Here is a 26,383-nt window from a genome sequence, read left to right on the forward strand (position 1 = left end):
GGGCGATTCCTCTCTTTCCTTGAGGCTCGAAGGCGGCGTGTTATAGCCTAGTCCTTCTCCAGCGGCAACCTTATGCCGACGGCCCCGCCGGCGCAATCAGTGAAAAAACCCGTCCTGCTCCTCCTTCGCGGCTACAAGGTGGCCATCAGCCCCCTGCTGGGCCAGCGCTGCCGTTTTTACCCCAGCTGCTCGAGCTACACGATGGAGGCGATCGAACGCTTCGGCGTGCTGCGTGGCGGCTGGCTCGGCGCCAAGCGCATCGCCAAGTGCCACCCGCTGCACCCCGGCGGGCCCGACCCGGTGCCCGAGACCTGGAACCAGAAAGGACCCGAATGAACCGACTGCTCACCACCTGCCTGTTTTGCCTGGGCCTGGTGTTGCTCCCGCCAGGAGCGAACGCGGCCGAAACGCCGGTGCGGCTTCCCGAGAGCCTGGCCCAGGGCGACCTGGTGGTGGGCCGCACCCTGCCCGGCAGCGAGGTGGTCTACGGCGACCGCAGCCTGCGCGTGGGTCCGGAAGGCCACTTCGTCTTTGGCCTGGGCAGGGACGAGGCCGGCCCCGTCAACCTGCTGGTGAAGCTGCCCGACGGCCGCCTGGAAACGGTGCAGCGCCCGGTGGCCAGCCGCGAATGGAAGATCGAACGCGTCGACGGCGTGCCCCAGCAGACGGTGACCCCCGATCCCGCGATCGCCGCCCGCATTGCCCGGGAGCAGGCCCGGGTCGTGGCCGCCCGGGAGCGCGACGACGACCGCAGCGACTTCGCTGCGGGCTTCCGCTGGCCGCTGCAGGGCCGCATCAGCGGCGTCTACGGCAGCCAGCGCATCTACAACGGCACGCCGCGCTCGCCGCACTCGGGACTGGACGTGGCCGCGCCCGAGGGCACGCCGATCCGCGCACCGGCGGCCGGCGTGGTCACCTTCGCCGACGCCGGCCTGTACCTCACCGGTGGCACCGTGCTGCTCGACCACGGCCACGGCGTCAGTTCGAATTTCCTGCACCTGAGCCAGCTCGACGTCGCCGTCGGCGAGCGGATCGAGGCCGGCCAGGTGATCGGCCTGGTCGGCGCCACCGGCCGCGCCACCGGGCCGCACATGCACTGGGGCATGAACTGGTTCGGGGTCCGCGTGGATCCGCGCGCGGTGCTGGAGAAGTGGCCGGCAAGCGCCGATCCCTAGCTTACTTTCGGCCCGCGACAGCCTCAGCGGCGGGCGTATGCTGGACTGGCTCGCCAATGGAGCCCGCGCATGAGCCCCCGCTTCCAGACGTCCTGCCGCCCGGTCCTTGCCGCCGTCTTCCTGGCGGCTGCCCTGCCCGTACTGGCGGTCGCGCCCCAGGGGCGCCACCTGCTGGTTGATGACGTGGCTGCCGACGTGGTCTCGCCGGAACTCGACCGCCAGATCGTCGAGGCCGTGGACCGCAACCTCGAGCTACTGCGCCGGGACGGCCGGCTGCCGCCGAAGGTGGGGGCCAAGGTGTCGGGCCTGTCCTGGCCGATGGGTCCGACCGGGGGCGAGGCCGCCGAATGGCACGCCACGTCCGGCTTCGTCGACCTCAACCCGGCCTTTCCCGGCCAGGTGCGCGACTACACCTGCGGCACCCGCACCTATGACACCGCCGCGGGTTACAACCACCGCGGCATCGACTACGTGCCCTGGCCTTTTCCCTGGTACCTGATGGACACCGCGCCGGTGGACGTGCGCGCGGCGGCACCGGGCATGCTGGTGGAAAAACGCGACGGTGCCAACGACCGGGCCTGCAGCTGGGACGGCCCGGACAACGCCAACTACGTCATCGTGCAACACGCCGACGGCAGCATCGCCCGCTACCTGCACATGAAACGCGGCAGCGTCACCGCCCGGCCCATCGGCAGCCAGATCGCCGCCGGCGAAGTCATCGGCAAGGTCGGCAGCTCGGGAATCTCCAAGCTGCCGCACCTGCACTTCGAACTGCGCGCCAGCAACCTCGTCAACGCGGCGGTCATCGAGCCGCACCAGGGCGCCTGCAACGCCAGCGCCTCGACCTGGGCCAGCCAGCGGCCCTACCGCGAGCCGCTGCTGACCCGCCTGTCCACGCATTCGGGCGAACCGCATTACCCGACCTGCCCCGACACCACCGAAATCCCGCGCTTCAGCGACCGCTTCCAGCCCGGCCAGTCGGCCACCTTCCTGGCCTCGTATCGCGACGTGCGGCGCGGCCAGGCCAGCCAGTTCCGCGTGCTCGACGCCAACGGCGCGGTCTTCACCAGCTGGAGCTTCGACACGGCCAACGACCCGGAGGTCACCACCGACTACGTGTCCGGCGGCTACTGGACCTGGACCCACGCGCTGCCGGCCAACGCACCGCAGGGCCTGTGGACCTTCGAGGCGGACTTCGAGGGCGAAACCCGACGCCATGAATTCCGCGTCGGCAACACCACCGCCATCGGCGACATGCGTGGCCTCGTCGGCGCCTGGTACGAACCGGCGAGCTCGGGCCAGGGCTTCGAACTCCACTGGATCAACGACAACATGGCGCTGCTGTTTTTTTACGGCCACCACGACGACGGCAGCAACTTCTTCGTGCTTGGCCAGCGCAGCGGCCGCTTCGATTTCGGCCAGGAAGTGGTGTTCGAGCTCTACCAGACGCTCGGTGGCCGCTTCAACGACCTGGATCCGGACCAGATCCAGCGGCCCGCCTGGGGCCAGGCCCGGATCACCTTCGTCAGCTGCGACACCGCGGTGGCCGAGCTCGACGGCCTGGACGGCACCCAGGTGTTGAACCTCGAACGACTGGGCCGCACCGACGGCCTGGATTGCCAGTAGGCGTATCATCAGCCGGCAACACAGGAGGACCCGTCACATGCTCCGCACCTGCGCCCTGCTGGCCCTGGCCACCCTGCTCGCCCTGCCCGCCTCCGCCGAGCCACCCGATGGTGGCCATGGCCTGGACGACGACGGATTTTCAGACCACCTGACGCCGGCGCTGGACAAGCGCCTGGCCGACGAAGCGATCGCCAACCTCGCCGCGCTTCGCCGCGAGGGCCGGCTGCCGGCGCTGCAGGCCAAGGTCTCCGGGCTGGTCTGGCCCCTGGGTCCCGTGGATGGCGCCGGCACCGACCTGCACGGCATTTCCAACTACGTCGACCTCGACCAGGCCTTCCCGAGCTACCTGCGCGACTACACCTGCGGCACCCGCACCTACGACACCAGCAGCGGCTACAACCACCGTGGCATCGACTACTTCATCTGGCCCTTCGCCTGGCACCTGATGGACCAGGGCACCGTGGACGTACGCGCCGTCGCCCCGGGCACGTTGCTCGCGCGTGGCGACGGCAACGACGACCGCTCGTGTTCGATGAACGCACCCGACACCCCCAACTACGTGATCATCCGCCACGCCGACGGCACCGTGGCGCGGTACCTGCACTTCAAGAAGGATTCGGTGACCACGCTGCCCATCGGCTCGGCGATCGCCGCCGGCCAGGTCATCGGCAAGGTCGGCAGCTCGGGCATTTCCACCGGCCCGCACCTGCACGTCGAGATCCGGGCCAGCGAAGTCGCCGGCGCCGCGGTGATCGAACCGCATGCCGGCGCCTGCAACAACCTGGCCTCGGCCTGGGTCGAACAACGCCCCTACCGCGACTCCAGCATCAACCAGCTATCAACCCACTCGGCCGCGCCCACGCTGCTCGGCTGCCCGGCCGTCGGTACCATCCAGCGCAACACCGACCAGCCGCGCTACAAGGACGCCTTCCTGCCCGGCGACCCCATCACCCTGATGGCCGCCTACCGCGACCAGGGCCGCGGCCAGGTGACGCAGTTCCGGGTGCTGCGCCCGGACCAGAGCGTGTTCACCAGCTGGAGCTTCGACATGGTCGAACAGGGAGCCACGCCGCAGTATTACAGCGCCGCCTACTGGTACTGGTCCAATGTGCTGCCGGCCGACGCGCCGCATGGCTTGTGGACCTACGAGGCCACCTACCAGGACAAGATCCACCGGCACTTTTTCCGGGTCGGCGATACCACCACCGCGGTGGCTGACATGCGCGGCCTGATCGGCGCCTGGTACGAACCGGCGACCTCCGGCCAGGGCTTCGAACTGCAATGGATCAACGGCAATACCGCCCTGCTGTTCTTCTACGGCCACCGCGACGACGGCAGCAACATGTTCCTGATCGGCCAGCGCGACGGCGCCTGGGACTTCGGCCAGGAAGTGGTGTTCGACCTCTACGAAACCCGGGGCGGGCGCTTCAACGGCCTCGACCCCGCCGCCATCCAGCGGCCGACCTGGGGCGAGGCCCGGGTCACCTGGGTGAGCTGCGAGACCGCGGTGGCCGAACTGGAGGGCCCTGACGGCGTCCAGGTGCTCACGCTGGAGCGCCTGGGGCGCACCACGGGCCTGGACTGCAACTAGCCGCCGGGCCGGCGGCAGGCGTGGCCTCAGCGCGAGGCCAGGCCTTCGGGCATGGCCGAATAGCCGCCCGCAACACCCTTGGTGGCCACGGCCACGGCATCGTGCGGGTGCAGGCTTTCGAGGTGCGAGGCGCGCAGCCAGAAGTCGGCGATGCGTTCGTCATCCTGCAGGGCGGTCTTGATGCGGCGGGCGGCGTCCTCGCAGAACATCAGGTTCTGGCCGTTGAGCAGGGCGAAGGCCTGCTCGTCCACCCGCTTCACCGCCGTTTGCACGGGCGTCTTGAGCGCCGCCTCGATGCGGTCGATGACCTCGATGATCGGGAAATCCTGGAACGAAGGCACCAGCCGCAGCTTCACGTCGGCGTGGCTGCGCTGGCTGTGCGGGGTCGCACGGATGCCCTGCTCGGTGCCCAGCCAGGCCATCACGGCCTCGCGGTCGAGCGGCTTGCCGGCGGCGAAGTCGGCGTCGAACTGTTCCTGGATGAGCTGGCGCGCCAGCGCCGCCGAACACGGGCAGGTGCTCGAATACGCCACCGACAGACCCAGTTCGAGCGCGAAGTGGCCGCGGTCCATCACCGCGGTGATGTTCACCGGGTAGGCCTTCCAGCCGCTGTTGTCGCTGGCCAGCGCCGCGCGGCGCACCAGGTGTTCGAAGCGCAGGCTGACCATCGCCCGGTCGGAAAGGCCGGCGTGCGAGTCCAGGAAGTCCTTGAGCAGCCGGCGCAGCGAGGCCGGCGTCACCGGTTCGCTGGAGAGCATCTTGTCCACGTGCAGGTACAGGCGCGACATGTGGATGCCGCGCACGTCCGGCTGGGTCAGGTTGACGAACGCGTTGACCCGTGCCGCAGCGCTGGCCTGGCGGCCGTTGTCGCCCTGCAGGCTCACCGGCATCTCGATCTCGCCCATGCCCACCCAGTCCAGCGCGCCCGCCAGGGCCAGCCGGGGTTGATTGGCCACGTCGGGCAGGACGCGGGCGGTGTTCTCGAAGTTGCTCGGGGCCAAGGTGGCTCTCCTGATTCGTGTCGCAGACAAGCTAGGTGGGGGGCAGTGCAGGCTACGTCAAGTCACGCGGCCAGTCGGCGCATCGGGACGCAACATTGCATCTCAGGCACGCCGGGCCAGGCGCCAGGCGCGCAACAGGGTGGCAAAGGGCCCGGGAGGGTCGAAACCCCGCCCGGCGGCCAGGCGCGCCAGCCGCGCCCGGTCGAAACCGCCGCGCAGGCGGCGGTACAGGCCGGGATGGGCCGACGCCGGCGGCAGCGCGGCCAGCAGCTCGCCGGCCCAGTCGCGCAGCAGGGGCTCGCCCTGCCCGGACGCGACCTGGGCGGCGGTCAGCCCATGCCGGGCCAGCAGGTTCATCGGCAGGCCGGCCTGGTCGTCGGCGGCCAGGCCCTCGGGAAGGCGGTGCAGCAACAGGTGCACGGCCACGGCGTCGGCATCGCGCGGACCCGGCACCGCATCGAACAGGCGCGCCTCGGTGTCGGCGATGGCGGCCGCGATGGCGGCGAAGCGCGCCAGCGCCGCCGCGGTGTCTCCCGGGCGTACCGGCATCGCCGGCAGCGCCACCAGGGCATGCACCAGGGCCGGCCAGTCGGCCGGCGTGCCGGCCAGCGGAGCCGTCACCGGGTGCCGGCTGCGGCCCTCGGCCAGGCCCAGCAACTCTTCGGCCCACCACTGGCTTTTGACTTCCGCCACGCGCGGGTCGCTGAGTTCGAAGGCGGCCTCGCGCAGTTCATGCAACAGGCTGCCCCAGGCGCGGTAGCGCGTGCGTTGCGCCGGCGGACAGAACACTTCGGCCTGGGCCATCTCGGGCTCGCGCCGCTGCCACTTGGCCACGAAGTGTTCGATGGCCTCGCCGCGGGGGGCGCTCATGGCAGCAGCTCCAGCACCTCGCTGGCGTGGGCGGCGACGAACTCGGCCTGCCAGCGCAGCGGGTCGTCGCCGTCCTCGCGGTAGCCCCACAGGGCCGCCACGCAGGGCATGCCGGCGGCTTTGGCCGCCTGCACGTCGCGCAGGTCGTCGCCGACATACAGGGCGTCACCGGGCGATATGCCCAACTGGCGACAGGCGTGCAGCAGCGGCGCCGGATCGGGCTTGCGCGTGGGCAGCGTGTCGCCCCCGACCAGCACCGCGCAGCGCTGGCGCCAGCCGAAGCCTTCGACCACGCCCCGGGCCAGGCCTTCGGGCTTGTTGGTGACGATGCCCCAGCGCACGCCGCGCACGTCGAGCGCCGCCAGCAGGGCGTCGACGCCGTCGAAGAGCGTGCTCTGCTCGGCCAGGGCCTCGCCGTAATAACGCAGGAAAACCGGCAGCAGGGGCTCGCGCTGCGCGTCGGACAGGTCGGGGAAGGACACCGCCAGCATGGCGCGGCCGCCCTTGGAAACCACCTGGCGCAGGCGTTCGTAGGCGACCGGCGCGCGGCCGTGTTCGGCCAGCACCCGGTTGGCGGCCTGCGCCAGGTCCGGGGCGCTGTCCACCAGGGTGCCGTCGAGGTCGAACAGGACGACCGCCGGCGTGTTGCTCATCCGGGTTTCACCGCGCTGGCGAGGTAGTTCACCGCCGTCGGGCCGCCCACCCAGGCCTTGCGGCGCAGCGGGTCGTAGGCCAGGCCGGAAACATCCTGGAGCTGCAGGTCGGCCGCGCGCAGCCAGGCGCCCAGCTCGGAGGGCTTGATGAACTGTTTGTAGTCGTGGGTGCCGCGCGGCAGCAGCCGGGCGATGTATTCGGCGCCGACGATGGCCAGCGCGAATGCGGCCGGCGTGCGGTTGAGCGTGGACAGCAGCAGCACGCCGCCGGGCTTGAGCAGCCGGGCGCAGGCGCGCAGCACCGAACCCGGATCGGGCACGTGCTCGAGCATTTCCATGCAGGTGACGGCGTCGAAGCTGCCGGGCGCCTGGTCGGCCAGCGATTCCACCGACTGAAGGCGGTAATCGACGTCCAGGCCGGACTCGAGCAGGTGCAGGCGGGCGACCTCGATCAGCTCCGGCGACAGGTCGAGCGCGGTGACGCGGGCGCCCGACGCAGCCATGGCTTCGCTGAGCAGGCCGCCGCCACAGCCGACGTCGAGCACGCGGGCGCCGGCCAGCGCCACGTGACTGCCGACGTAACCCAGGCGTGCCGGGTTGAGTTCATGCAGCGGTCGCTGCGGGCCCTGCGGGTCCCACCAGCGGCGCGCCAGGGCGCCGAACTTGTCGAGTTCGGCCTGGCTGACGTTGGCGCTGGCGGTGTTCATGCGCCCCCCCGCAGGCCGGCAATACGCTCGCGCCAGCGCCGGGCCTTGGCGCGGATGGCGTCGGTGTCCATGTCCAGCAGCTTGCCGCCCGCCAGGCGCGCCTTGCCGGCGATCCAGACGTCGGACACCTGCTGGCGGCCGGTGGCGTAGACCAGCTGGGAAATGACGTGGTGCAGCGGCTGGGTTTCCAGCGGCGACAGGTCCACGCAGGCCAGGTCGGCCAGCTTGCCCGGCTCGATCGATCCGATGCTGTCGCCCAGCCCCATGGCGCGGGCGCTTCCCAGCGTGGCCGCACGCAGCGCGCTGGCCGCGTCCAGCGCCGACGGGTCGCCCGACACGCCCTTGGCCAGCAAGGCCGCGGTGCGCATTTCGCCGAACATGTCCAGGTCGTTGTTGCTGGCGCAGCCGTCGGTGGCGATGCCGAGGTTGACGCCGGCCTTTTGCAGCTTGGCCACCGGGCAGAAACCCGAGGCCAGCTTGAGGTTCGACTCCGGGCAATGCACCACCGACACGCCGCGTTCGGCGCACAGGGCGATTTCGGCATCGGTGAGGTCGGTCATGTGCACGGCCATCAGGCGGTCGTTGACCAGGCCCAGGCGGTCGAGCCGGGCCAGCTGGCGCATGCCGTGGGCCTTCATGGCGTCGGCGTTTTCCTGCGCGGTTTCGTGGGTGTGGCAGTGCACGACCAGGTCGAGCTGGTCGGCCAGCATGCGGATGCGTTCGAAGCCCGCGTCGTTGACGGTGTACGGCGCATGCGGCACGAAGCACAGCGACACCAGCGGGTCGCGCCGCCAGTTGTCGTGCACTTCCAGGCCCTTGTCGAAATATTCGTCCTGGGTGCGGGCCCAGGCGGTGGGGAAATCGATGACAGGCAGGCCCACCAGGGCGCGGAAGCCAAGGCGCGAATAGGTGCTGGCCTGCACGTCCGGGAAGAAATAGTTCTCGGCGCAGGCGGTGGTGCCGCCGCGCAGCATCTCGGCCACGGCCAGTTCGATGCCGTCGGCCACGAACTCCGGGCCGATCACCTGGCCTTCGACCGGCCAGATGTGTTCCTGCAGCCACACCATCAGCGGCAGGTCGTCGGCGACGCCGCGCAGCAGCGTCATCGGGTTGTGGCAGTGGCTGTTGACCAGTCCGGGGATGAGCGCGGCTTCGGGCCGCGACACCACCTCGCCGGCGCTGAAGCGCGCCCGCGCCTGCTCGCGCGGCAGCACGGCCAGGATGCGGCCGTCGGCGATGGCCACGGCGTGGTCTTCAAGCACCACGCCGGCAGGCTCGACCGGGACCACCCAGCCGGCTTCGATCAGCAGGTCGCAGGCCTGCGGCGCGGTGCTCGTCGTCATCAGGTCACTTGACCCGGGAGACGTACTCGCCGGAGCGGGTGTCCACCTTGATGATCTCGTCCTGGTTCACGAACAGCGGCACGCGCACCACGGCGCCGGTTTCGAGCTTGGCCGGCTTGCCGCCGCCGCCCGAGGTGTCGCCGCGCACGCCCGGATCGGTTTCGACGATCTTGAGCTCGACGAAGTTCGGCGCCTGCACCGAGATCGGGGTGCCGTTCCAGAGCGTGACCACGCAGTCTTCCTCGCCCTTGAGGTAATTCTTCGTCTCGCCGATGCCGGCTTCGTCGCACTGCACCTGCTCGAAGGTATCGGGGTCCATGAAGTGCCAGAACTCGCCGTCCGCATACAGGAAACGCATGTCGGTATCGACGACGTCGGCGGCCTCGAGGCTGTCGGTGGCCTTCATGGTCAGCTCGACCGTGCGGCCGGACTTGATGAAGCGGTACTTGATGCGGGTGAAGGCCTGGCCCTTGCCCGGCTTGACGTACTCGGTGTCGGTGATCACGCACGGCTCGCCGTTGACGATGATCTTCATGCCGTTCTTGACGTCGTTCATGCCATAGCTGGCCATGCGTTGCTCCTGGAAGTCCCGGTTACAATAGGTGTAGCCGCCTATGATAACCGCCCCCGCCCCTGCCCTGCAGCCCGCCTCGCCGGCACCGCCCGCGCGGTGGCAGCAGCTGTGGCGCGACGCGATCCGCGACCCGGCCCGCCTGCTGGCGCTGCTGGACCTGCCCGAACTGGCCGGGCGCCTGTCCCCTGCAGCCATGGCCGGCTTTCCGCTGCGGGTGCCGCTCGGCTTCGTCGGGCGCATGCGCCGCGGCGACCCCAACGACCCGCTGCTTCGCCAGGTCCTGCCCCTGGACGACGAAGACCGCCCCGCCCCCGGCTTCGGCCTCGACGCCGTCGGCGACCTGGCCGCCAGCGGCGGCACCGGCGTGATCCACAAGTACCGAGGCCGGGTACTGCTGGTGGCCACCGGCAGCTGCGCCATCCACTGCCGCTACTGCTTCCGCAGGCATTACCCCTATGCCGAACAGACCGCAGCCGCAGGCGGCTGGCGCGAGGCCCTGGACTACCTGGCCAGCGACACCAGCGTCAGCGAGGTCCTGCTCTCGGGCGGCGACCCGCTGTCGCTGTCCACGGCCAAGCTGGCCGAGTTCACCCAGGCCCTGGCCACCCTGCCGCATGTGCGCCGGCTGCGCCTGCATACCCGCCTGCCGGTGGTACTGCCCGAACGCGTGGACGACGAACTGCTGGCCTGGCTTTCCGGACTGCCCTGGCCGGTGGTGGTGGTCATCCATGCCAACCACGGCAACGAGATAGACGACACCGTCGCCGACGCCCTGGCGCGCCTGCGCGGCAGCGGCGCCCAGGTGCTCAACCAGGCCGTGCTGCTGCGCGGGGTCAACGACTCCCTGCCGGCGCTGGCCGACTTGTCCGAGCGGCTGTTCGCCGCCGGCGCACTACCCTATTACCTGCACCAGCTCGACCGCGTGGCCGGCACCGCCCATTTCGAGGTGCCCGACGAGCGCGCCAGGGCCCTGCACGACCAGCTTGCCGCCAGCCTGCCCGGCTACCTGGTGCCCCGGCTGGTGCGCGAGGTGGCCGGCGCGCCCGCCAAGACCCCGCTTTAGTCCGTCCCGCCCGAAGGTCCAGGATGTTGCCCCCGCCGGCATTCTGGTATTGTCTCAATCCCCCCGTGCAAGCCATTGATACGTAAAGGAGTGCCCCGGATGGCACAGCAGGATGCCGTGATCCGTTTGCTCCTGGTGGAAGACCGCCTGGACGACGCCGAGCAAATCATCAGCCACCTGCGAAATGGCGGCATGGCAGTGCGCCCGCAGCGCCCTGAATCAGAAGACGAACTGGTCGAGCTGCTCGGCAAGCAGAGCATCGACATCGTCATCGCCGCGTTCGAAGCCGACTACCTGCCGCTGGCCACCGTGCTCGAGCGCGTCACGGCAACCGGCAAGGACATCCCGGTCATCGCTTCGGTGACCACGCTGGATGAAAAGGTCGCGCTGGCGGCACTTGCCGCCGGCACCCGCGACGTCGCCATCCGCGGCCGCGCCGAACACATGCAGGCGGTGGTGCGCTCGGAATTCTCCGCCCTGCACGCACGCCGCGGCCTGCGCCACCTCGAGGCCGCGCTGCGCGAGACCGAGCGTCGCTGCGACGCGCTCATCGCCTCTTCGCGCGACCCGATCGCCTACGTGCACGAAGGCATGCACATCCGCGCCAACGACGCCTACCTGGAAATGTTCGGTTTCGAGGACTTCGAAGAGATCGAAGGCCTGACCGTTCTCGACCTGATCGCGCCCCAGCATGCCGACAACTTCCGCCAGGTCCTGAAGAAGATGAGCAAGGGCGAGGCTCCGCCGCGCCAGCTCGAGCTGCAGGCCCAGCGCACCGACGGCAGCGTGTTCGACGCTGTGATGGAATTCACCCCGGCGACCTACGAAGGTGAAAGCTGCCTGCAGATCGTCTTCCGCCAGCAGACGGTGGACGCGGACATGGTGGCCGAGCTCGATTCGCTGCGCCAGCGCGACCAGCTCACCGGCCTGTTCAACCGCCAGCACTTCATGACGGAACTCGAGTCCGCCGTGATGCGGGCCACCGAAGGCAAGGGCAAGCAGGCGCTGCTGCTGATCGAACCCGACCACTACGAAAACCTGCTGTCCGAGGTTGGCCTTGCCACCGCCGACGAACTGATCAAGGGCGTGGCCGACCGCCTCAAGGGCTCGCTGGACGAGCACACCCTCGTGGCGCGCATGAGTGACCATGGGTTCGCCGTGCTCTGCCAGGACCACGACCACAACCAGAGCCAGGCCCAGGCCGACCGCATCCGCGAAGCCTTCAAGGACCACATCCTGGAGCTGGGCGAACGTTCGGTGAACCTGAGCGTCAGCGTCGGCGGCGTGCAGATCGGCGAACGCATTGCCTCGGTGACCCAGGTGATGGCCAAGTCCAGCCAGTGCCTGGCGTCCTGCGAAGGCATGGGCGGCAACCGCACCGAGATCTTCGACCCGGCCGCGCGCGACCGCGCCGAGGAAGAGCGCATCCAGGCCTGGGTGCAGCGCATCCGCGAGGCGCTGACCAACGACCAGTTCGTGCTGCACTACCAGCCGATCATCAGCCTGACCGGTGCCGAGGAAGAAAACTACGACGCCTACCTGCGCATGAAGGGTCCGGCCGGTGAAGTGATCCCGCCGGTCACCTACCTCTCGATCGCCGAAGAGCACGGCCTGCTCGACGACATCGACCGCTGGGTGATCACCCACGCCATCGGCGTCATCGCCGAGCGTGCCAAGGAAGGCAAGGTCACCAACCTCTTCGTCAAGATCACGCCGGCCTCGCTGGTCGAAGGCGGCCTGGAAGCCCACATCGCCGAACAGCTCAAGGCCCACGGCGTGGCCGGCGAGCGCCTGGTGCTGCAGATCCCGGAGTCGAAGGTGTTCACCCACCTCAAGTCGCTGCAGTCCTTCCAGAAGGCCGTGTCCGCCCTGGGCTGCCGGGTTGCCCTGGAACAGTTCGGCACCGGCCTGAACTCCTTCCAGATGCTCACCCACTTCGAACCGGCCATCCTGAAGATCGACCGCAGCTTCATCACCGAACTGGGCAAGAATCCCGACGTGCAGAAACAGGTGCGCGAGATCGTCGAGAAGGCCCACGCCGCCGGCAAGCTGGCCCTGGCCGAGTTCGTGTCCGACGCGGGCACCATGAGCGTGCTGTTCGGCATGGGCGTGGACTTCGTCGAGGGCAACTTCCTGGCCGCCCCCGGTCCGCAGATGAACTACGACTTCGGCTAAGCGCCGGTCAGATCGTCGCCGGCATGTTGCGCAGGGCGTTGATGCGTTCGGCCAGCGGCGGATGGGTCATGAACAACCTGCGCAGGCCGTGGCCGACGGCGCCGGAGATGCCGAACGCGCGCACCTCCTTGGGCAGGGTGCTTTCACCGTAGGTCTGCGACAGGCGCTCGAGCGCGGCGATCATCTTCTCGCGGCCGGCCAGGCGGGCGCCGCCTTCGTCGGCGCGGAACTCGCGCCAGCGGCTGAACCACATCGCCACCACCGAGGCGAGCATGCCGAAGATGATGTCCAGCACCAGCACCGTGATGAAGTAGAACGGGCCGGTACCCCCGTCGCGATTGCCGCTGAGCGCCGCGTCGATGGCGCGGCCGACGATGCGCGAGAGGAAGATCACGAAGGTGTTGAGCACGCCCTGGATGAGCGCCATGGTCACCATGTCGCCGTTGGCGACGTGGCTGACCTCATGGGCGAGCACCGCCTCGGCCTCGTCCCGGCTCATCGCCCGCAGCAGGCCGGTGGAGACCGCCACCAGCGAATTGTTGCGGCTCGGGCCCGTGGCGAAGGCGTTGATTTCCGGCGCGTCGTAGATGCCCACTTCCGGCATCGCGATGCCGGCGGCTTCCGACTGCCGCTTCACGGTGGCCAGCAGCCAGGCCTCGCCTTCGCTGCGCGGCTCGGTGATCAGATGCAGGCCGGTGGTGCGCTTGGCCATCCACTTGGAAATGGCCAGGGATATGAAGGCGCCGCCGAAGCCAAAGGCAGCAGCGAACATCAGCAGGACACCATTGTTGCCCAGGCGGATGCCGAACACGTTCTGCAGCACGCTCATCACGATGCCCAGCAGGACCAGCACCGCCAGGTTGGTGGCAAGGAACAGGGCGACTCGCTTGAACATGGGGATTCTCTCGCGGGGTGGCGGCGGGGCCGCCGTTCTGGGGTTAAATGTACGCAGTGACGGTTAAATTCAAGTGGTGATGCAAACCGAGCTCCCCTACCGCGGCCGCTTCGCCCCCTCGCCCACCGGCCCGCTGCATTTTGGTTCCCTGGTGGCGGCCCTGGGCAGCTGGCTGTTCGCGCGCCAGGCCGGCGGACAGTGGCTGGTCCGCATCGAGGACCTAGACCCGCCGCGTGAAGTTCCCGGCGCCGCCCAAGGGCAGCTGAGCACCCTCGCCGACTTCGGCCTGGTGCCCGACCAGGCGCCCTGGTTCCAGTCCGCCCGCGGCGACGCCTATGCCACCGCGCTCGACGCCCTGCTGGCTTCGGGCGACGCCTTCGAATGCCACTGCAGCCGCAGCGACCTCGAAGCCAGCGGCGGCGTGCACCGCCGCTGCGTCGGCCAGGCGCGTGCCGGCCGCCGGCCGGCGGTGCGCCTGCGCATGCCCGATGTCGAGCTGACTTTCCTCGACCGCATCCAGGGCGAATTCCGCCAGGACCTGGGGCGCGAGGTCGGCGACGTGGTGCTCCGGCGCGCCGACGGTTACTGGGCCTACCAGTTGGCGGTGGTCGTGGACGACGCAGCCCAGGGCATCACCCACGTGGTGCGCGGCGCCGACCTGCTCGACTCGACGCTTCGACAGGTTTACCTGCAAGGCCGCATGGGCCTGCCGACGCCCGACTACGCGCACCTTCCCGTGGTTCGCGACAGCGACGGACGCAAGCTTGGAAAATCTCTGGCGTCCCTGCCGGTGGATGGCCGGGACCCGATGCCCGCGCTGCGCGCAGCCTGGCGATTCCTTGGCCAGGACCCGGGCCAACTGCCTGCCGCGGGCGCACCCGAGCAGGTGCTGCGGACGGCCGTCGCAGCGTTCGACCCGAACCGCGCCCCACGTGAAAACAGCTGGCAATCCGTGCAGGAAAAGTGAAGGACTGGCCTGCTGCTTGCATCCCAGGGTGACGTGGAGGATGCTCCGTGACCTGTCCGTCGTCGCGAACGTCCGGTGCCCTGCATGTCGCATGTCCGCATCATCAAGAAGTACCCGAACCGCCGCCTTTACGACACCGAGATTTCCAGCTACATCACGCTCGAGGATGTCCGCCAGCTGATAGTGGACGGCGAGGCGTTCGTGGTGCGCGACGCGCGCAGTGGGAACGACATCACCCGGTCGGTGCTGATGCAGATCATCGCCGAGCATGAAGAGCACGGGCAGCCGATCTTCACCACCGAACTTCTGACCCAGGTCATTCGCTTCCGCGGCGATTCGATGCAGGGGCACCTGGGCAATTTCCTCGAGCGCAGCCTGCAGTTCTTCCTGGAACAGCAGCAGCAGATCCGCGGCCAGATCGGCAGCATCGTCGGCCAGGCGCCCTGGGCCCTGCTCAATCAACTCGCCGAGCGCAACCTGGACCTGTGGCGCTCGTTCCAGCAGGGTCTGGGCAGCGGCGGCACTGGCACCACGCCCACGCCCCGCAAATCGCAGCGCGCGCCGAAATCGCGCGGGCGCTGACGCCCCCTAGAGTTCGCGCACGACCCGGAAGCCGACGCGGGCGTTGGTGGTGTCGGCGGGCGTCGACTGCCGGTAAGCCGAGCGCGCGCGGTCGAGCGTGCTGGCCCAGGACGCGCCCCGGATCACCCGGTCGCTGCAGCCCGGGTTGACCCAGGCACTGCCATCGCGCGGCGCTCGCCGGTAGCTGTCGTGCCAACAATCGAGCACCCATTCGCTGACGTTGCCGACCAGGTCGAAGGTGCCGAAGGCTTCTGCCGGGAAACTGCGCACCGGGGCCGGGCCCCAGTGGCCGTCGCTGTAACCCTCGATGGCATTGGACCAGCGCCGCTTGAGCCGGGATTGGTCACCGTCGCCGGTCAGGTTGCCGACCACGCGCGTCGGCGCGCCGACTCCCCAGGGCCAGGGCTCGCTGCGGCCGGCACGCAGGGCATATTCGAATTCGGCCTCGCTGGGCAGGCGGTAGCGCTGGCCCGTCTGTGCCGACAACCAGGCGGCGTAGGCCTGCGCGTCCTCGAAGGACACATGCACCACCGGCAGGTCCGGCGTGGCTGGCGCACCGGCGTAGTCGCGCCGCCAGTCGACGCGGCCGTGTTCGCCCATCACGCCGCCCTTCTCGTCGTAGACGGTCGAGCGCCCGCGGCGCGTGGCCAGCGACCGGTGCCCGCTGGCCTCGACGAAGGCGCGGAACTCGGCCACCGTGGTTTCGTTGCGTGCGATGGCGAAGCCACGTTCGAATTCCACCTCGTGCCGTGGTCCTTCGTTCTCCAGGCGGCCCGTTTCGCCCTCGGGAGAGCCCATGCCAAAACGGCCGTAGGCGAGCACGATCATTTCCGGCGCCTCGCCGCCGGCGGCCAGCGGCTCGCGGAAGACCTGGCCTGGCCGGAAATGGCCGTAATGGCGCGCCAGCTCGATGCGCTCGCGAAGACCGTCCAGGCCCTGGGCCTGCAGGGAAACCTGTTCGGCCTCGGCCAGGCGGCGCGCGGCCAGCTCGAGGTCCAGGGCGTCCACGGCCGAGTGGCCCTGGGCCAGAAGCGCTTCGGTGCGCGCCTGCCGCAGCTCGACGATGCGCGCGATCATGTCCTGCAGCGCCGCCGAGTCGGGAACGATGCGGGCGGCTTCGGCCTGCAGCCGCTCGGACGCCAGGTAGTCGCCCGCCTGCGCCGCGGCCAGCGCACGGTCGAGGTGCCGGGCCTGCAGCCGCGCCATGCCGTCGGTGGCGGGCAGGTAATCGGGAAAACTGCGCAGCGCTTCGCGATAGGCCGCCACCGCGCCTTCACCTTCGGGTTTGAAGATGCGGTTGGCGACAGCACGGGCTTCGGCCAGTCGCACGGCGTCCTGGGCGCGGCGCGCGGCGGCCAGGGTTTCACGGTAGACGGCCAGGTCCGGATGCTGCGGCTGGGCCCGCGCGGCCACGCGCTCAATACGTTCGGCGTCGGCGAAGCGGCCCTCCGTCAGGGCGATGCGGCCCCGCTGCATCAATTCGCCCAGGATGCGTTCAACGCCGGCCAGCGCAGTGGCGTTGTCGCCTTCGGTGGCCAGCACGCCCAGCAGCAACTCCAGCGCGCCGGGATCGGGCGGGGAACGGGGCGCCTGATCGGTTTCCCCGCTTGGCTCCGCCTCGTCCGCGACCACCGGCGCCAGTTCCGGCTCGTCCACGGCTTCCACGAACAGGCGTCCCGCCTCTTCGGCGTCTTCCGCGGCCGCCAGGGCCTTTCTGATGCCTGATGCCGGGACCGGCGTGATCTCCGGCGTCCACGCCGGCACCCTGGCCTCTTCCGCCCGCGGCGCCAGCACGACCTCGCGCTCAAGGTCCTCGGGGTCGACGGTTACCGGCGCCACCGGGCCGCCGGTGGCCGCCTCGTCGGATTCCGGCGAACCGCCACAAGCCACCACCAGCAGGGCGGCCAGCAGCCCGACCGGCAGGATTTTCGCGTACTTGCTCATCAGTGCTCGGGCGCGGGCGCCCAGGGGCCTCGGTTCGGTCTGGCGAGCCGAAGTTAGGCTAAGGTGCCGGCTCCTGGCAACCAAATGGACCCCCGTGACTTCCTGGATCGACCGCCCCGACGACCTGTCCGACCGAATCTCCCGCTGGACCGGCCAGCCCCTGGTGGCGCTGGACACCGAGTTCATCCGCGAGCGCACCTACTACCCGCAGCTTGCCCTGGTGCAGCTGGCGGTCCCGGGTGAAATCCTGCTGGTGGACCCGCTGGTCCCGGGCATGGACGCGGCGCTTCGCCCCCTGCTGGTGGACCCGGCCATCACCAAGGTCATGCACAGCGCCAGTGAAGACCTGCAGGCGCTCCAGCGCGGTTGCGCGGCCCTGCCGGCACCGCTGTTCGACACCCAGGTGGCGGCGGCGCTGTGCGGGCTGGGGGCCGGCCTGGGCTACCAGAAGCTGGTGGAACAGGTCACCGGCGTGCAGCTGGCCAAGGGCGAGACCCGCTCGGACTGGCTGCGCCGGCCGCTGAGCGAGTCGCAGAAGGAATACGCCGCAGACGACGTGCGCCATGTGCACGCCCTGCACGAATTCCTCGACCGCGAACTGACCGCGCGCGGCCGGCATGCCTGGCTGCAGCAGGATGCGGAGCGCGCCCTGCGCAACGCCGCCGACGAATCCGACGACCCGTTCCCGCACCTGGCGCTGCGCAGCGCCCAGACCCTGGATGCGGAGGGCCAGGCCCGCCTGGCGCGGCTGCTGCGCTGGCGCGAGGTGCAGGCACGGCGCAGCGACAAGCCCAAGTCCTGGGTGCTCGACAACGAACTGGCCGTGGCGCTGTCGCGGCGCCCGCCGCGCAGCCTCTCGGAGTTCCACGCCGTGCTCGACCGCCACCCCAAGGCCCCGCGCAAGGCGCGCGGCGAACTCTGGGACGTGCTCTCGGCGCCCCTGGCCGACGGCGAACTCGACCTGCCCCTGGCCGAAGGCGACAGCCTGGACAAGGCCCGCATCAAGGCCATGCAGCAGGCGGTGGCTGCCGTGGCCGCAGAACACGACGTGCCCGAGGGCCTGCTGTGCGCGCGCAAGCACCTCGAGGCGCTGCTGGCCGGCCGCGGCTGGCCGGCGGCACTGGAAGGCTGGCGCCGGAGCCTGCTCGAACCCGCACTCGGCCCCCTGCTGGCCGATGGCTAGCCTTCGCCGCCACATGCCCCTATAATTTCCGGACCTTCCGTGGGGGGGTAGCTCAGCTGGGAGAGCGCATCGTTCGCATCGATGAGGTCGTGGGTTCGATCCCCATCCTCTCCACCACGATTCCTGAAAGGGCCGGACCCCGCGTCCGGCCCTTTCTTTTTGCCCGCCCGTTGGCCCCGGCCCGGTCGCCCGTGAGACAATCTCGGGGTTAAGCCACTGGCCCGCCCCCGGCAGGCCACAAGGCCCCGTAGCTCAGCTGGATAGAGCATCCCCCTCCTAAGGGGAAGGTCACACGTTCGAATCGTGTCGGGGTCGCCATTCCCAAGGCCGCACCGCGGCCCCAGTACCTGGAGCAAGCAATGACCCATGCAGTCCTCACCTCCCTCGGCCTGACCGGCCAGGAATCCGGCACCTACCTCGGCCACGGCGAGTGGTCGCAGACCCGCGATGCCGGCGTCATCGAACCGGTGAACCCGGGCAACGGCGAGGTGCTGGGCAAGGTGTATGCGTCCTCGCAGGCCGATTACGAGAAGATCCTCGAGCGCGCCCAGGCCGCCTTCAAGGTCTGGCGCAGCACCCCGGCGCCGCGCCGCGGCGAAGCCATCCGCCTGTGCGCCGACGCGCTGCGCACCCACAAGGACGCGCTCGGTTCGCTGGTCGCGCTGGAGATGGGCAAGTCCAAGCCCGAGGGTGACGGCGAAGTCCAGGAAATGATCGACATCGGCGAATTCGCCGTCGGTCTCTCCCGCCAGCTCTACGGCCTGACCATGCACTCCGAGCGCCCGGGCCACCGCATGTACGAGCAGTACCACCCGCTGGGCATCGTCGGCATCATCTCGGCCTTCAACTTCCCCGTTGCCGTGTGGGCCTGGAACGCCTTCGTGGCCGGCGTCTGCGGTGACATCTGCATCTGGAAGCCCTCGCCCAAGACCCCGCTGTCGGCGATCGCCTCGATGAAGATCTGCAACGAAGCGCTGCGCAAGGGCGGGTTCCCGGACATCTTCTTCCTGTTCAATGATGGTGGCACCGACCTGGCCCAGGCCTTCGTCGACGACAAGCGCGTCCCGCTGGTCAGCTTCACCGGTTCGACCAAGGTCGGCCGCCACGTCGGCGAGCGCGTCGCCCGCCGCATGGGCCGCAGCCTGCTCGAGCTGGGCGGCAACAACGCCATGATCGTCGACGCCAGCGCCGACCTGAAGCTGGCCATCCCGGCCATCGTCTTCGGCGCCGTCGGCACCGCCGGCCAGCGCTGCACCTCCACCCGCCGTGTCTTCATCCACGAATCGATCTTCGACGACGTGCTGGCCAAGCTGGTCGCCGGCTACAAGCAGGTCGAGAAGAAGATCGGCGACCCGACCGACCCGGCCAACCTGATGGGCCCGCTCAACAGCAAGGACGGCGTGCAGGCCTACCTGGACGCGGTCAAGAAGGCCCAGGCCGCCGGCGGCAAGGTTGAAACCGGCGGTGCCGCGATCGACCGCCCGGGCAACTTCGTGCTGCCGACCATCATCACGGGCCTGAAGAACAGCGACGACATCGTCCAGCACGAAACCTTCGCGCCGATCCTGTACGTCATGCCCTACTCGGACCTGGACGAAGCCATCGCCATGCAGAACGACGTGCCGCAGGGCCTGTCGTCGGCGATCTTCACCCAGAACCTGAAGGCGGCCGAGAAGTTCCTGGCGGCCTGGGGTTCGGACTGCGGCATCGCCAACGTCAACATCGGCACCTCCGGCGCCGAGATCGGCGGCGCCTTCGGCGGCGAAAAGGAAACCGGCGGTGGCCGCGAATCCGGCTCCGACGCGTGGAAGGTCTACATGCGCCGCCAGACCAACACCATCAACTACTCCGACGCGCTGCCGCTGGCACAGGGCATCAAGTTCGACCTCTGAGGCTTATCCCCATGAACATGGTTCCCCGCCAGACCAGCGCCCTCGCGATCACCAGCCTCGTCAGCGGCCTGCTGGGCTGGACCTTCCTGCCCCTGGTGGGGAGCCTTGTTGCCATCGTCACGGGCCACATGGCCCGTGCCGAGATCCAGCGCAGCAACGGCCAGCTGGACGGCGACGGGCTGGCCATCGCCGGACTGGTGCTGGGCTGGCTGGTCATCGCCATTTCGGTGCTGACGATCCTCGCCATCATTTTCTTCTTCGGCGGATTGGCGGTGCTGTTCGGCCTCCTGGGCCTCAGCGGCCAGCTCTGACGGACCAGCACCATGTACTCGCTGGCAAGACCCTTCCTGTTCCACCTTGATGCGGAACGGGCCCACGACGTGGGCCTGCGCGCCATCGAGGCCGCCTACCGCACGGGCACCAGCCCGCTGCTGGCGGCCCGCCCGAAGCCGCTTCCGACCAAGGCCTTCGGCCTGGTCTTCCCGAACCCGGTCGGCTGCGCCGCCGGCCTGGACAAGGACGGGGCCCACGTCGATGCCCTGCTGGCCCTGGGCTTCGGTTTCGTCGAGGTCGGCACCACCACCCCGCGGCCGCAGGAAGGCAACCCGCGCCCCCGCATGTTCCGGCTGCCCGAGCACAATGCGGTGATCAACCGCCTTGGCTTCAACAACCTGGGCGTGGACGTGCTGGTCAGGAATGTCTCGCGGGCACGCCGCAAGCATGGCCTGCTGGGCATCAACATCGGCAAGAACAAGGACACCCACAACGACGACGCGGCGGACGACTACCTGTACTGCCTGGAACGGGTGTACCCGCTTGCCGACTACATCACCATCAACATCTCCTCGCCCAATACCGCCGGCCTGCGTGAACTGCAGGAAGAACAGCAGCTTCGTCGCCTGGTCGGCGAACTGCGCGAAGCCCAGGAAAAGCTGGGCGCCCAGCACGGCAAGCGGGTCCCGATGCTCGTGAAGGTGGCGCCCGACCTGTCCGACGACGACATCGACGCTTGCGCGCGCGTGCTGAGCGACATGAAGGTGGACGGCGTCATCGCCACCAACACCACGCTCGACCGCCTGCCCGTGGAGGGCCACAAGCTGGCCAACGAAGCCGGCGGCCTTTCGGGGGCGCCGCTCTACGGCAAGTCCACCGCGGTGCTGCGCCGGCTGCGCGGGCGCCTGGACGAGTCGATCCCGATCATCGGCGTGGGCGGCATCCTCAGCGGCGCCGACGCGGCCGGCAAGATCACGGCGGGCGCGCTGATGGTGCAGTTCTACACCGGCCTGGTGTATCGCGGCCCGGAGTTGATCGCCGAGTGCGTGCAGTCGATCCGGCGTCGCCGCGAGGGCGTTGCGTGACGGGTTACCAGCTGGCCGAAAACGTTTCACTGGCCGGCCGCAACACCTTCCGGGTTGCCGCCCGCGCGGCGATGATGGCCGATGTCTCGCGCGCCGACGCGCTGGGCGAAGTGTTCGAATTCGCCATGCTGCGCGAAGGCCCGGTGCTGGTGCTGGGGGAAGGCAGCAACCTGTTGTTCGTCGGCGATTTCCCCGGCGTGGCCATCTGCCTGACCCTGGCCGGCGTGGCGATCATCCGCGACGACGGCGAAAGCGCCGTGGTGCGCGCCGAAGCCGGCATGAACTGGAACGACCTGGTGGCCTGGACCCTGGCCCGCGGGCTGTGCGGGCTGGAGAACATGGCCCTGATCCCGGGCACGGTCGGCGCCGCGCCGATCCAGAACATCGGCGCCTACGGCGTCGAGGTCGGCGAATTCGTCGAGGCGGTCGAGGCCTTCCAGCGCGACACCGGACAGGTCAAGCGCCTGGCGGCCGCGGACTGCGGCTTTGGCTACCGCGACAGCCTGTTCAAGCGCGAACCCGACCGCTGGGTCGTCACCGCGCTGGAGCTGCGCCTGCCGCGCCAGCGCGAACTGCGGCTCGATTACGCCGGCGTGCGCGAGGAGCTGGCGGCCATGGGCGTGCAAACCCCTCGCGCCGTGCACGTGGCCGAGGCCATCAGCCGCCTCCGCACCCGCAAGCTGCCCAACCCGGCGCTGCTGGGCAATGCCGGCAGCTTCTTCAAGAATCCGGTGGTGGACGCCAAGACGGCCACGGCACTGAAGGCCGAACACCCCGCCCTGCCCGTGTTCGCCGGTCCCGACGGCGGCCAAAAGCTGTCGGCCGCCTGGATGATCGAAGCCTGCGGCTGGAAGGGAAAGCGCGAAGGTGACGCCGGCGTTGCCGACCAGCACGCCCTGGTGCTCGTGAACCACGGCAGCGCGAGCGGCCAGCAGTTGCTCGACCTGGCCCGCCGCATCGCCGGCTCGGTCCGCGAACGATTCGGCGTCAGCCTCGAGCCGGAACCACGCATCATCGGCGCCCGCTTCGACCCGGCTTGAACACCCTCGCCGCCCCGGCTTCGCAGGTTGGCCGCGCCGTGGGACTGATGGCGCTGTCGACGGTGCTGTTCGGCCTGATGGCGGTCTGCATCCGGCTGGCCTCCGAACAGCTGCACCCCTTCGAAATTGCCTTCTTCCGCAACTTCTTCGGCTTCGTCATCCTGCTGCCCATCCTGCTCCGGCACGGCCCTTCGCTGCTGCGCACCGACAAGCTGGGCTTCTACATCGGCCGCTGCAGCATCGGCATGGTGTCCATGCTGGCCGGCTTCTGGGCCATCGTGAACCTGCCGCTGGCGCAGGCCATCGCGCTGTCGTATTCGACGCCGCTGTTCGTGACCATCGCGGCGGTGCTGGTGCTGGGTGAGGTGGTGCGTGCACGCCGGTGGACGGCGGTCATCGTCGGTTTCCTTGGCGTGATGCTGATCGTGCAGCCCTTCGGCCAGTCGTTCACCGCGGCCAGCCTGGTAGCCGTGCTTGCGGCGGTGGCCAGTGCCAGCGCCGCGATCAGCATCAAGTTCCTCTCGCGCACCGAACACCCGGATGCGATCGTCATCTGGACCACGATGCTGTGGATCCCGATGTCGCTGGTGCCGGCGCTGATGGTCTGGGAAACACCGGTGGGCATCACCTGGCTGTGGATCGTGCTGGCCGGCTCGCTGGGAAGCATCGCGCACATGTTCTGGACCCGCGCCCTGCGCCTGGGCGATGCCTCGATGCTGACCCCGATCAGCTTCCTGCAGATCCTGGTGGTCGGCATCTTCGGCTGGTGGCTGTTCGGTGAAACCCTGGACCGCTGGACCGTGGCCGGCGCCGCGATCATCTTCGGTTCGAACGTCTACATCGCCCGCCGCGAAGCCAAGCTGGCGCGGCAGGCGGTGACCGACCCGGAGATCAACCCGGAAACGCCGGCACCGCGCTGAGCGGGTTCAGTCGTCTTCGCCGGCCATGGCGCGGCGGATGCGGGTGGCGGCGCCGCGGCGCGGTGGGTCGAGGTCGGCATCGGGTACGGCCAGCAGCGGATCGATGAGCTCGGCATGAAGCGCGTCCGCGGCGGCCTGGTTGCCGGCCGCCCGTTCTGCCTGAGCCAGGAACCAGGCGGCGATGTAAGTCTCCGGGTGCTCGGCGCCCAGGGCCTCGCGGCGCATGCGGAAACTTTCCGCGTAGGCATCACGCGCGGCCGCGTGCCGGCCCTGTTTGCCCAACAGTTCGCCTTCGATGCGCAGCAGCGCATGTGACTGGGGGTGTTTTTCGCCCAGCCCGGCCAGGATGCGTGGTTTGAGCTCCTGCAACCGCGCCCAGGACTCGTCGGCGCGCCCGGCCTTGTTCAAGGTGCCCAGGTGGTTGACCTCGATAAACAGCGTGTCCGGATGATCCGGCCCCAGCAGGGTGCGGCGACCGTCGATGACCTCGCGCTCCAGCACCAGGGCCTCGTCCAGGTTCCCGTCCTGGGCCAGCATCGCCGAGAGGTTCAGGCGCGAGCGCAGCACGTCGCGCGAGCCCGGCCCCAGTACCTTACCGCGGGCTTCGAGCACTTCACGGGTGATCGCGATCGCTTCGGCGCGCAGCGCCGGGTCGTCTTCGCGCCCGGCCAGGTCGTTGATCATGTTGGCCAGGTTGCTGCGTTGGTTGAGCGCGGATGGATGTTCGCGGCCGAGCTTGCGCGAATAGATGTCGGCCAGTGCGCGCTGCATTTCCAGCGCGCCGTCGATGTCGCCCGACAGCACGCGCAGGATGGCCAGGTTGGCCATCGTCGCCAGCGTGTCTTCATGCTCGGCGCCCAGCAGGCGGGCACGACGTGCGTACAGGCCCTCGAGGATCTCGCGGGATCGCGGCTGGTCACCGGTGCGCGCGAGGGTGATGGCAAGGTTGTTGAGCACGGACAGGGCCTGCGCATCGTCCTCCCCCCTCGCCGCGACCAGGCGGTCGTAGAGCGCCTGCTGGCGGTCACGGGCTTCCGGCAGCCGGCCAAGGCTCGCAAGCGCGCCAGCGATGTTGAGCTCCAGGGCCGCCGGCAGCTCGGCGCTGGGACTCATCCCGGCCACTTTCGGGACCAGGGTCTCGAACGTGGCCAACGCCCCGGCCAGGTCGCCGCGGTTGCCCTGGGCGGCGGCCTGCTTGCGGCGGGCGTCGACCGTATCCGGATGGTCGGCGCCCAGCTCCAGCGCGCGCCGCTGGGCCACTGCCTTGAAGGCTTCTTCGGCTTCGGCGTGCAGGGCCAGCGCCTCGTAGACGTCGCCGACCGATTCGCGCAGGTCGGCCGCGAGCAGGGGCTGGTCGGCGAAATCACGCTCAAGCGCCTGCTCCGCCCCGGCCAGCAACTGGCTGCCCAATAGCCGACGCGCGAGGTCGGGCGGGCTGGCCTGGGCAAGCAGCTGTTCGACGGCTGCGGCTTGGGCCGGGCTGGCCGCGCCCAGCTGATCGCGCAGGCCGGCGGCCAGTTCCACGCCCATGGCCTCGATGTCGATTTCCTCGAGCATCGACTGCTGGAACGCCGCCACGCGCTCAAGCTCGGCGCTGCGCCTTTCGGCCAGTTCGCGCTGTTCCCGTGCCTGCTGCAGCCCATAAAGCGACAGGCCCAGCCCCACGAGCACCGCCAGCGACACCGCGCCGGCGGCGGCCACGGCCAGCCGGTTGCGGCGCAGGTATTTGCCCAATACGTAGCGGCGGCTGGGCGGCACCGCCTGCAGCGGCTGGTCGTCGAGGAAGCGCTGCAGTTCCTGGGCCAGTTCCGCGGCTGAACTGTAGCGTTCGGCGCGATCATGGCGCATGGCCTTCAGGACCACCCAGTCGAGCTCGGAGCGCAGCACCTCGCGCAGGCGCGGCTTGCTCAGGCCCAGCTGGACCGCGCGGGCCGCGGTACTGCCCGGGGCCAGGGTTTCGATCTGCGCCGAGGGCGGGCGGATTGTCGTGCTGGCGGTGTGCGCCGCCGCCGCGGTGTCGCCGCCGACCCCGGGGCGACGTCCCACCAGCAGTTCATACAGCAGGACGCCCAGCGAATAGACGTCGGACCGGGTGTCGACCTCGACGCCCTCCATCCCGGCCTGCTCCGGGCTCATGTAATCGGGCGTGCCGGCGCGTTCGAGTTCGCCGGCGCGTTCACCCGCGGCCAGTGAACGGCTGGCCGCGGTGGCGATACCGAAATCGATGATCTTGGGCAGCGGCCGGCCATCGACCTCGGCCACGAGGATGTTGCCCGGCTTGAGGTCGCGGTGGATCACGCCTTTCTGGTGGGCGTGCTGCACGCCTTCGCAGACCCGGATGAAGAGCGCCAGCCGCTCGCGCAGCGGCAGGCCACGCTGTTCGCAGAAGCTGGTGAGCGGGCTGCCCTCGATGAACTCCATCACGAAGTAGGGAAAACCCCCGGGCGTGGCGCCGGCGTCGTAAACCTGGGCGATGGCCGGGTGCTTCATTTGCGCCAGCAGCTGGCGCTCGACTTCGAAATACGCCAGGTGGCGGGCATCCAGGCGCCGCGCATGCAGGAGTTTGATCGCCACGGTGCGCCGCACCGGTTCGAGCTGGCCGGCGCGGTAGACCTCGCCCATGCCGCCCCGACCCAGCAGGGTTTCGATGCGGTAACGCCCGAGGCGGGCACCCGGCGCCAGCGCGGCGCCCGCGGCGTCCGCGCCCGGGTCCGCGGCCCGTGCCTGCAGGCCTTCGGTTGGCGCCAGGTCGTCGTCTTCGGTACCCGTCATACCTGCTCCCCCTCGCTGTCAGCGATGTTAACGCATGGCGAAACCCAGCCGG

Annotated in this window: 23 protein-coding genes and 2 tRNA genes; 16 read left to right on the plus strand and 9 right to left on the minus strand. The window is 69.6% G+C overall.

Annotated elements, in window-relative coordinates; all coding sequences use genetic code 11:
* The first annotated feature begins 99 nt into the window (after positions 1–99).
* The 4 genes from yidD (at position 100) to ACYVJH_RS04485 (ending at position 4,392) form a co-directional block, all read left to right on the plus strand.
* A complete protein-coding gene (gene yidD, locus ACYVJH_RS04470) occupies positions 100–336 on the plus strand; it encodes a membrane protein insertion efficiency factor YidD (RefSeq protein ID WP_460453443.1) in 237 nt (78 codons plus the stop codon).
* Entirely contained in the window at positions 333–1,175 is an 843-nt protein-coding gene (locus tag ACYVJH_RS04475) for a M23 family metallopeptidase (protein ID WP_460453444.1), read from the plus strand. Before yidD ends, ACYVJH_RS04475 begins: the two co-directional genes overlap by 4 nt.
* Before the next feature lie 69 nt (positions 1,176–1,244).
* On the plus strand, positions 1,245–2,801 hold the full coding sequence (locus tag ACYVJH_RS04480; protein ID WP_460453445.1) for a peptidoglycan DD-metalloendopeptidase family protein: 1,557 nt from the start codon (positions 1,245–1,247) through the stop codon (positions 2,799–2,801).
* Between the two features lie 37 nt (positions 2,802–2,838).
* The gene (locus ACYVJH_RS04485; RefSeq protein WP_460453446.1) at positions 2,839–4,392 is read left to right on the plus strand and encodes a peptidoglycan DD-metalloendopeptidase family protein; all 1,554 of its coding nucleotides are present in this window, start codon (positions 2,839–2,841) and stop codon (positions 4,390–4,392) included.
* A gap of 26 nt (positions 4,393–4,418) precedes the next feature.
* Here ACYVJH_RS04485 and folE2 read toward each other — a convergent pair whose 3' ends face one another.
* The 6 genes from folE2 to efp form a co-directional block, all read right to left on the minus strand.
* Entirely contained in the window at positions 4,419–5,393 is a 975-nt protein-coding gene (gene folE2, locus ACYVJH_RS04490) for a GTP cyclohydrolase FolE2 (protein WP_460453447.1), read from the minus strand.
* A gap of 102 nt (positions 5,394–5,495) precedes the next feature.
* Positions 5,496–6,263, minus strand: a complete 768-nt coding sequence (locus ACYVJH_RS04495) for an isoprenoid biosynthesis enzyme family protein (RefSeq protein ID WP_460453448.1) — start codon at positions 6,261–6,263, stop codon at positions 5,496–5,498.
* Complete coding sequence (gene gph / locus ACYVJH_RS04500) at positions 6,260–6,916, minus strand: phosphoglycolate phosphatase (RefSeq protein WP_460453449.1); 657 nt, start codon at positions 6,914–6,916, stop codon at positions 6,260–6,262. Before gph ends, ACYVJH_RS04495 begins: the two co-directional genes overlap by 4 nt.
* Positions 6,913–7,623, minus strand: a complete 711-nt coding sequence (gene ubiG, locus ACYVJH_RS04505) for a bifunctional 2-polyprenyl-6-hydroxyphenol methylase/3-demethylubiquinol 3-O-methyltransferase UbiG (RefSeq protein ID WP_460453450.1) — start codon at positions 7,621–7,623, stop codon at positions 6,913–6,915. The genes gph and ubiG overlap by 4 nt, the downstream gene beginning before the upstream one ends.
* Positions 7,620–8,966: a TRZ/ATZ family hydrolase gene (locus ACYVJH_RS04510; RefSeq protein WP_460453451.1), complete on the minus strand. Its 1,347-nt coding sequence runs from the start codon at positions 8,964–8,966 to the stop codon at positions 7,620–7,622. The genes ubiG and ACYVJH_RS04510 overlap by 4 nt, the downstream gene beginning before the upstream one ends.
* 4 nt (positions 8,967–8,970) lie before the next feature.
* Positions 8,971–9,537, minus strand: coding sequence for an elongation factor P (gene efp / locus ACYVJH_RS04515; RefSeq protein ID WP_339828590.1), 567 nt, complete (start codon positions 9,535–9,537; stop codon positions 8,971–8,973).
* Positions 9,538–9,580: 43 nt separating this feature from the next.
* Between efp and epmB the strand changes: the two genes are divergently transcribed.
* Together epmB and ACYVJH_RS04525 are read left to right on the plus strand one after the other, a co-directional pair.
* A complete protein-coding gene (gene epmB, locus ACYVJH_RS04520) occupies positions 9,581–10,603 on the plus strand; it encodes an EF-P beta-lysylation protein EpmB (RefSeq protein WP_460453452.1) in 1,023 nt (340 codons plus the stop codon).
* A gap of 99 nt (positions 10,604–10,702) precedes the next feature.
* Positions 10,703–12,778 (plus strand): GGDEF/EAL domain-containing response regulator, encoded by a 2,076-nt coding sequence (locus ACYVJH_RS04525; RefSeq protein ID WP_460453453.1) that lies wholly within the window; start codon positions 10,703–10,705, stop codon positions 12,776–12,778.
* Positions 12,779–12,785: 7 nt separating this feature from the next.
* Here the strand turns inward: ACYVJH_RS04525 and htpX are convergent, their stop codons facing one another.
* On the minus strand, positions 12,786–13,673 hold the full coding sequence (gene htpX / locus ACYVJH_RS04530) for a protease HtpX (RefSeq protein WP_460453454.1): 888 nt from the start codon (positions 13,671–13,673) through the stop codon (positions 12,786–12,788).
* A 79-nt stretch (positions 13,674–13,752) separates the two neighbouring features.
* On the opposite strand from htpX, the gene gluQRS reads away from it, so the two are divergent.
* Together gluQRS and phaR are read left to right on the plus strand one after the other, a co-directional pair.
* A complete protein-coding gene (gluQRS, locus tag ACYVJH_RS04535) occupies positions 13,753–14,640 on the plus strand; it encodes a tRNA glutamyl-Q(34) synthetase GluQRS (protein ID WP_460453455.1) in 888 nt (295 codons plus the stop codon).
* A gap of 84 nt (positions 14,641–14,724) precedes the next feature.
* Positions 14,725–15,222: a polyhydroxyalkanoate synthesis repressor PhaR gene (gene phaR / locus ACYVJH_RS04540; protein ID WP_460453456.1), complete on the plus strand. Its 498-nt coding sequence runs from the start codon at positions 14,725–14,727 to the stop codon at positions 15,220–15,222.
* A gap of 6 nt (positions 15,223–15,228) precedes the next feature.
* Here the strand turns inward: phaR and ACYVJH_RS04545 are convergent, their stop codons facing one another.
* Positions 15,229–17,166: an SUMF1/EgtB/PvdO family nonheme iron enzyme gene (locus ACYVJH_RS04545; protein WP_460453457.1), complete on the minus strand. Its 1,938-nt coding sequence runs from the start codon at positions 17,164–17,166 to the stop codon at positions 15,229–15,231.
* 94 nt (positions 17,167–17,260) lie between these two features.
* Here ACYVJH_RS04545 and rnd point away from each other — a divergent pair, with 94 nt between their 5' ends.
* From rnd to ACYVJH_RS04585, 8 genes are all read left to right on the plus strand, one after another.
* Positions 17,261–18,349: a ribonuclease D gene (gene rnd, locus ACYVJH_RS04550; protein WP_460453458.1), complete on the plus strand. Its 1,089-nt coding sequence runs from the start codon at positions 17,261–17,263 to the stop codon at positions 18,347–18,349.
* Between the two features lie 41 nt (positions 18,350–18,390).
* A tRNA-Ala gene (locus ACYVJH_RS04555) sits at positions 18,391–18,466 on the plus strand.
* Between the two features lie 124 nt (positions 18,467–18,590).
* Positions 18,591–18,667, plus strand: a tRNA-Arg gene (locus ACYVJH_RS04560).
* A gap of 41 nt (positions 18,668–18,708) precedes the next feature.
* Positions 18,709–20,241 carry an L-piperidine-6-carboxylate dehydrogenase gene (amaB, locus tag ACYVJH_RS04565; RefSeq protein WP_460453459.1) on the plus strand — a complete coding sequence of 511 codons (1,533 nt, stop codon included), beginning with the start codon at positions 18,709–18,711 and terminating at the stop codon, positions 20,239–20,241.
* 11 nt (positions 20,242–20,252) lie between these two features.
* Positions 20,253–20,552 (plus strand): DUF4190 domain-containing protein, encoded by a 300-nt coding sequence (locus ACYVJH_RS04570; protein ID WP_460453460.1) that lies wholly within the window; start codon positions 20,253–20,255, stop codon positions 20,550–20,552.
* A 12-nt stretch (positions 20,553–20,564) separates the two neighbouring features.
* A complete protein-coding gene (locus ACYVJH_RS04575; RefSeq protein ID WP_460453461.1) occupies positions 20,565–21,599 on the plus strand; it encodes a quinone-dependent dihydroorotate dehydrogenase in 1,035 nt (344 codons plus the stop codon).
* A complete protein-coding gene (gene murB / locus ACYVJH_RS04580) occupies positions 21,596–22,639 on the plus strand; it encodes a UDP-N-acetylmuramate dehydrogenase (RefSeq protein WP_460453462.1) in 1,044 nt (347 codons plus the stop codon). The genes ACYVJH_RS04575 and murB overlap by 4 nt, the downstream gene beginning before the upstream one ends.
* 47 nt (positions 22,640–22,686) lie before the next feature.
* Positions 22,687–23,559 carry a DMT family transporter gene (locus tag ACYVJH_RS04585; RefSeq protein WP_460454265.1) on the plus strand — a complete coding sequence of 291 codons (873 nt, stop codon included), beginning with the start codon at positions 22,687–22,689 and terminating at the stop codon, positions 23,557–23,559.
* A gap of 6 nt (positions 23,560–23,565) precedes the next feature.
* Here ACYVJH_RS04585 and ACYVJH_RS04590 read toward each other — a convergent pair whose 3' ends face one another.
* Complete coding sequence (locus ACYVJH_RS04590) at positions 23,566–26,331, minus strand: protein kinase domain-containing protein (protein WP_460453463.1); 2,766 nt, start codon at positions 26,329–26,331, stop codon at positions 23,566–23,568.
* Positions 26,332–26,383 lie beyond the last annotated feature (52 nt).

The organism is Arenimonas aestuarii, assembly GCF_054781715.1.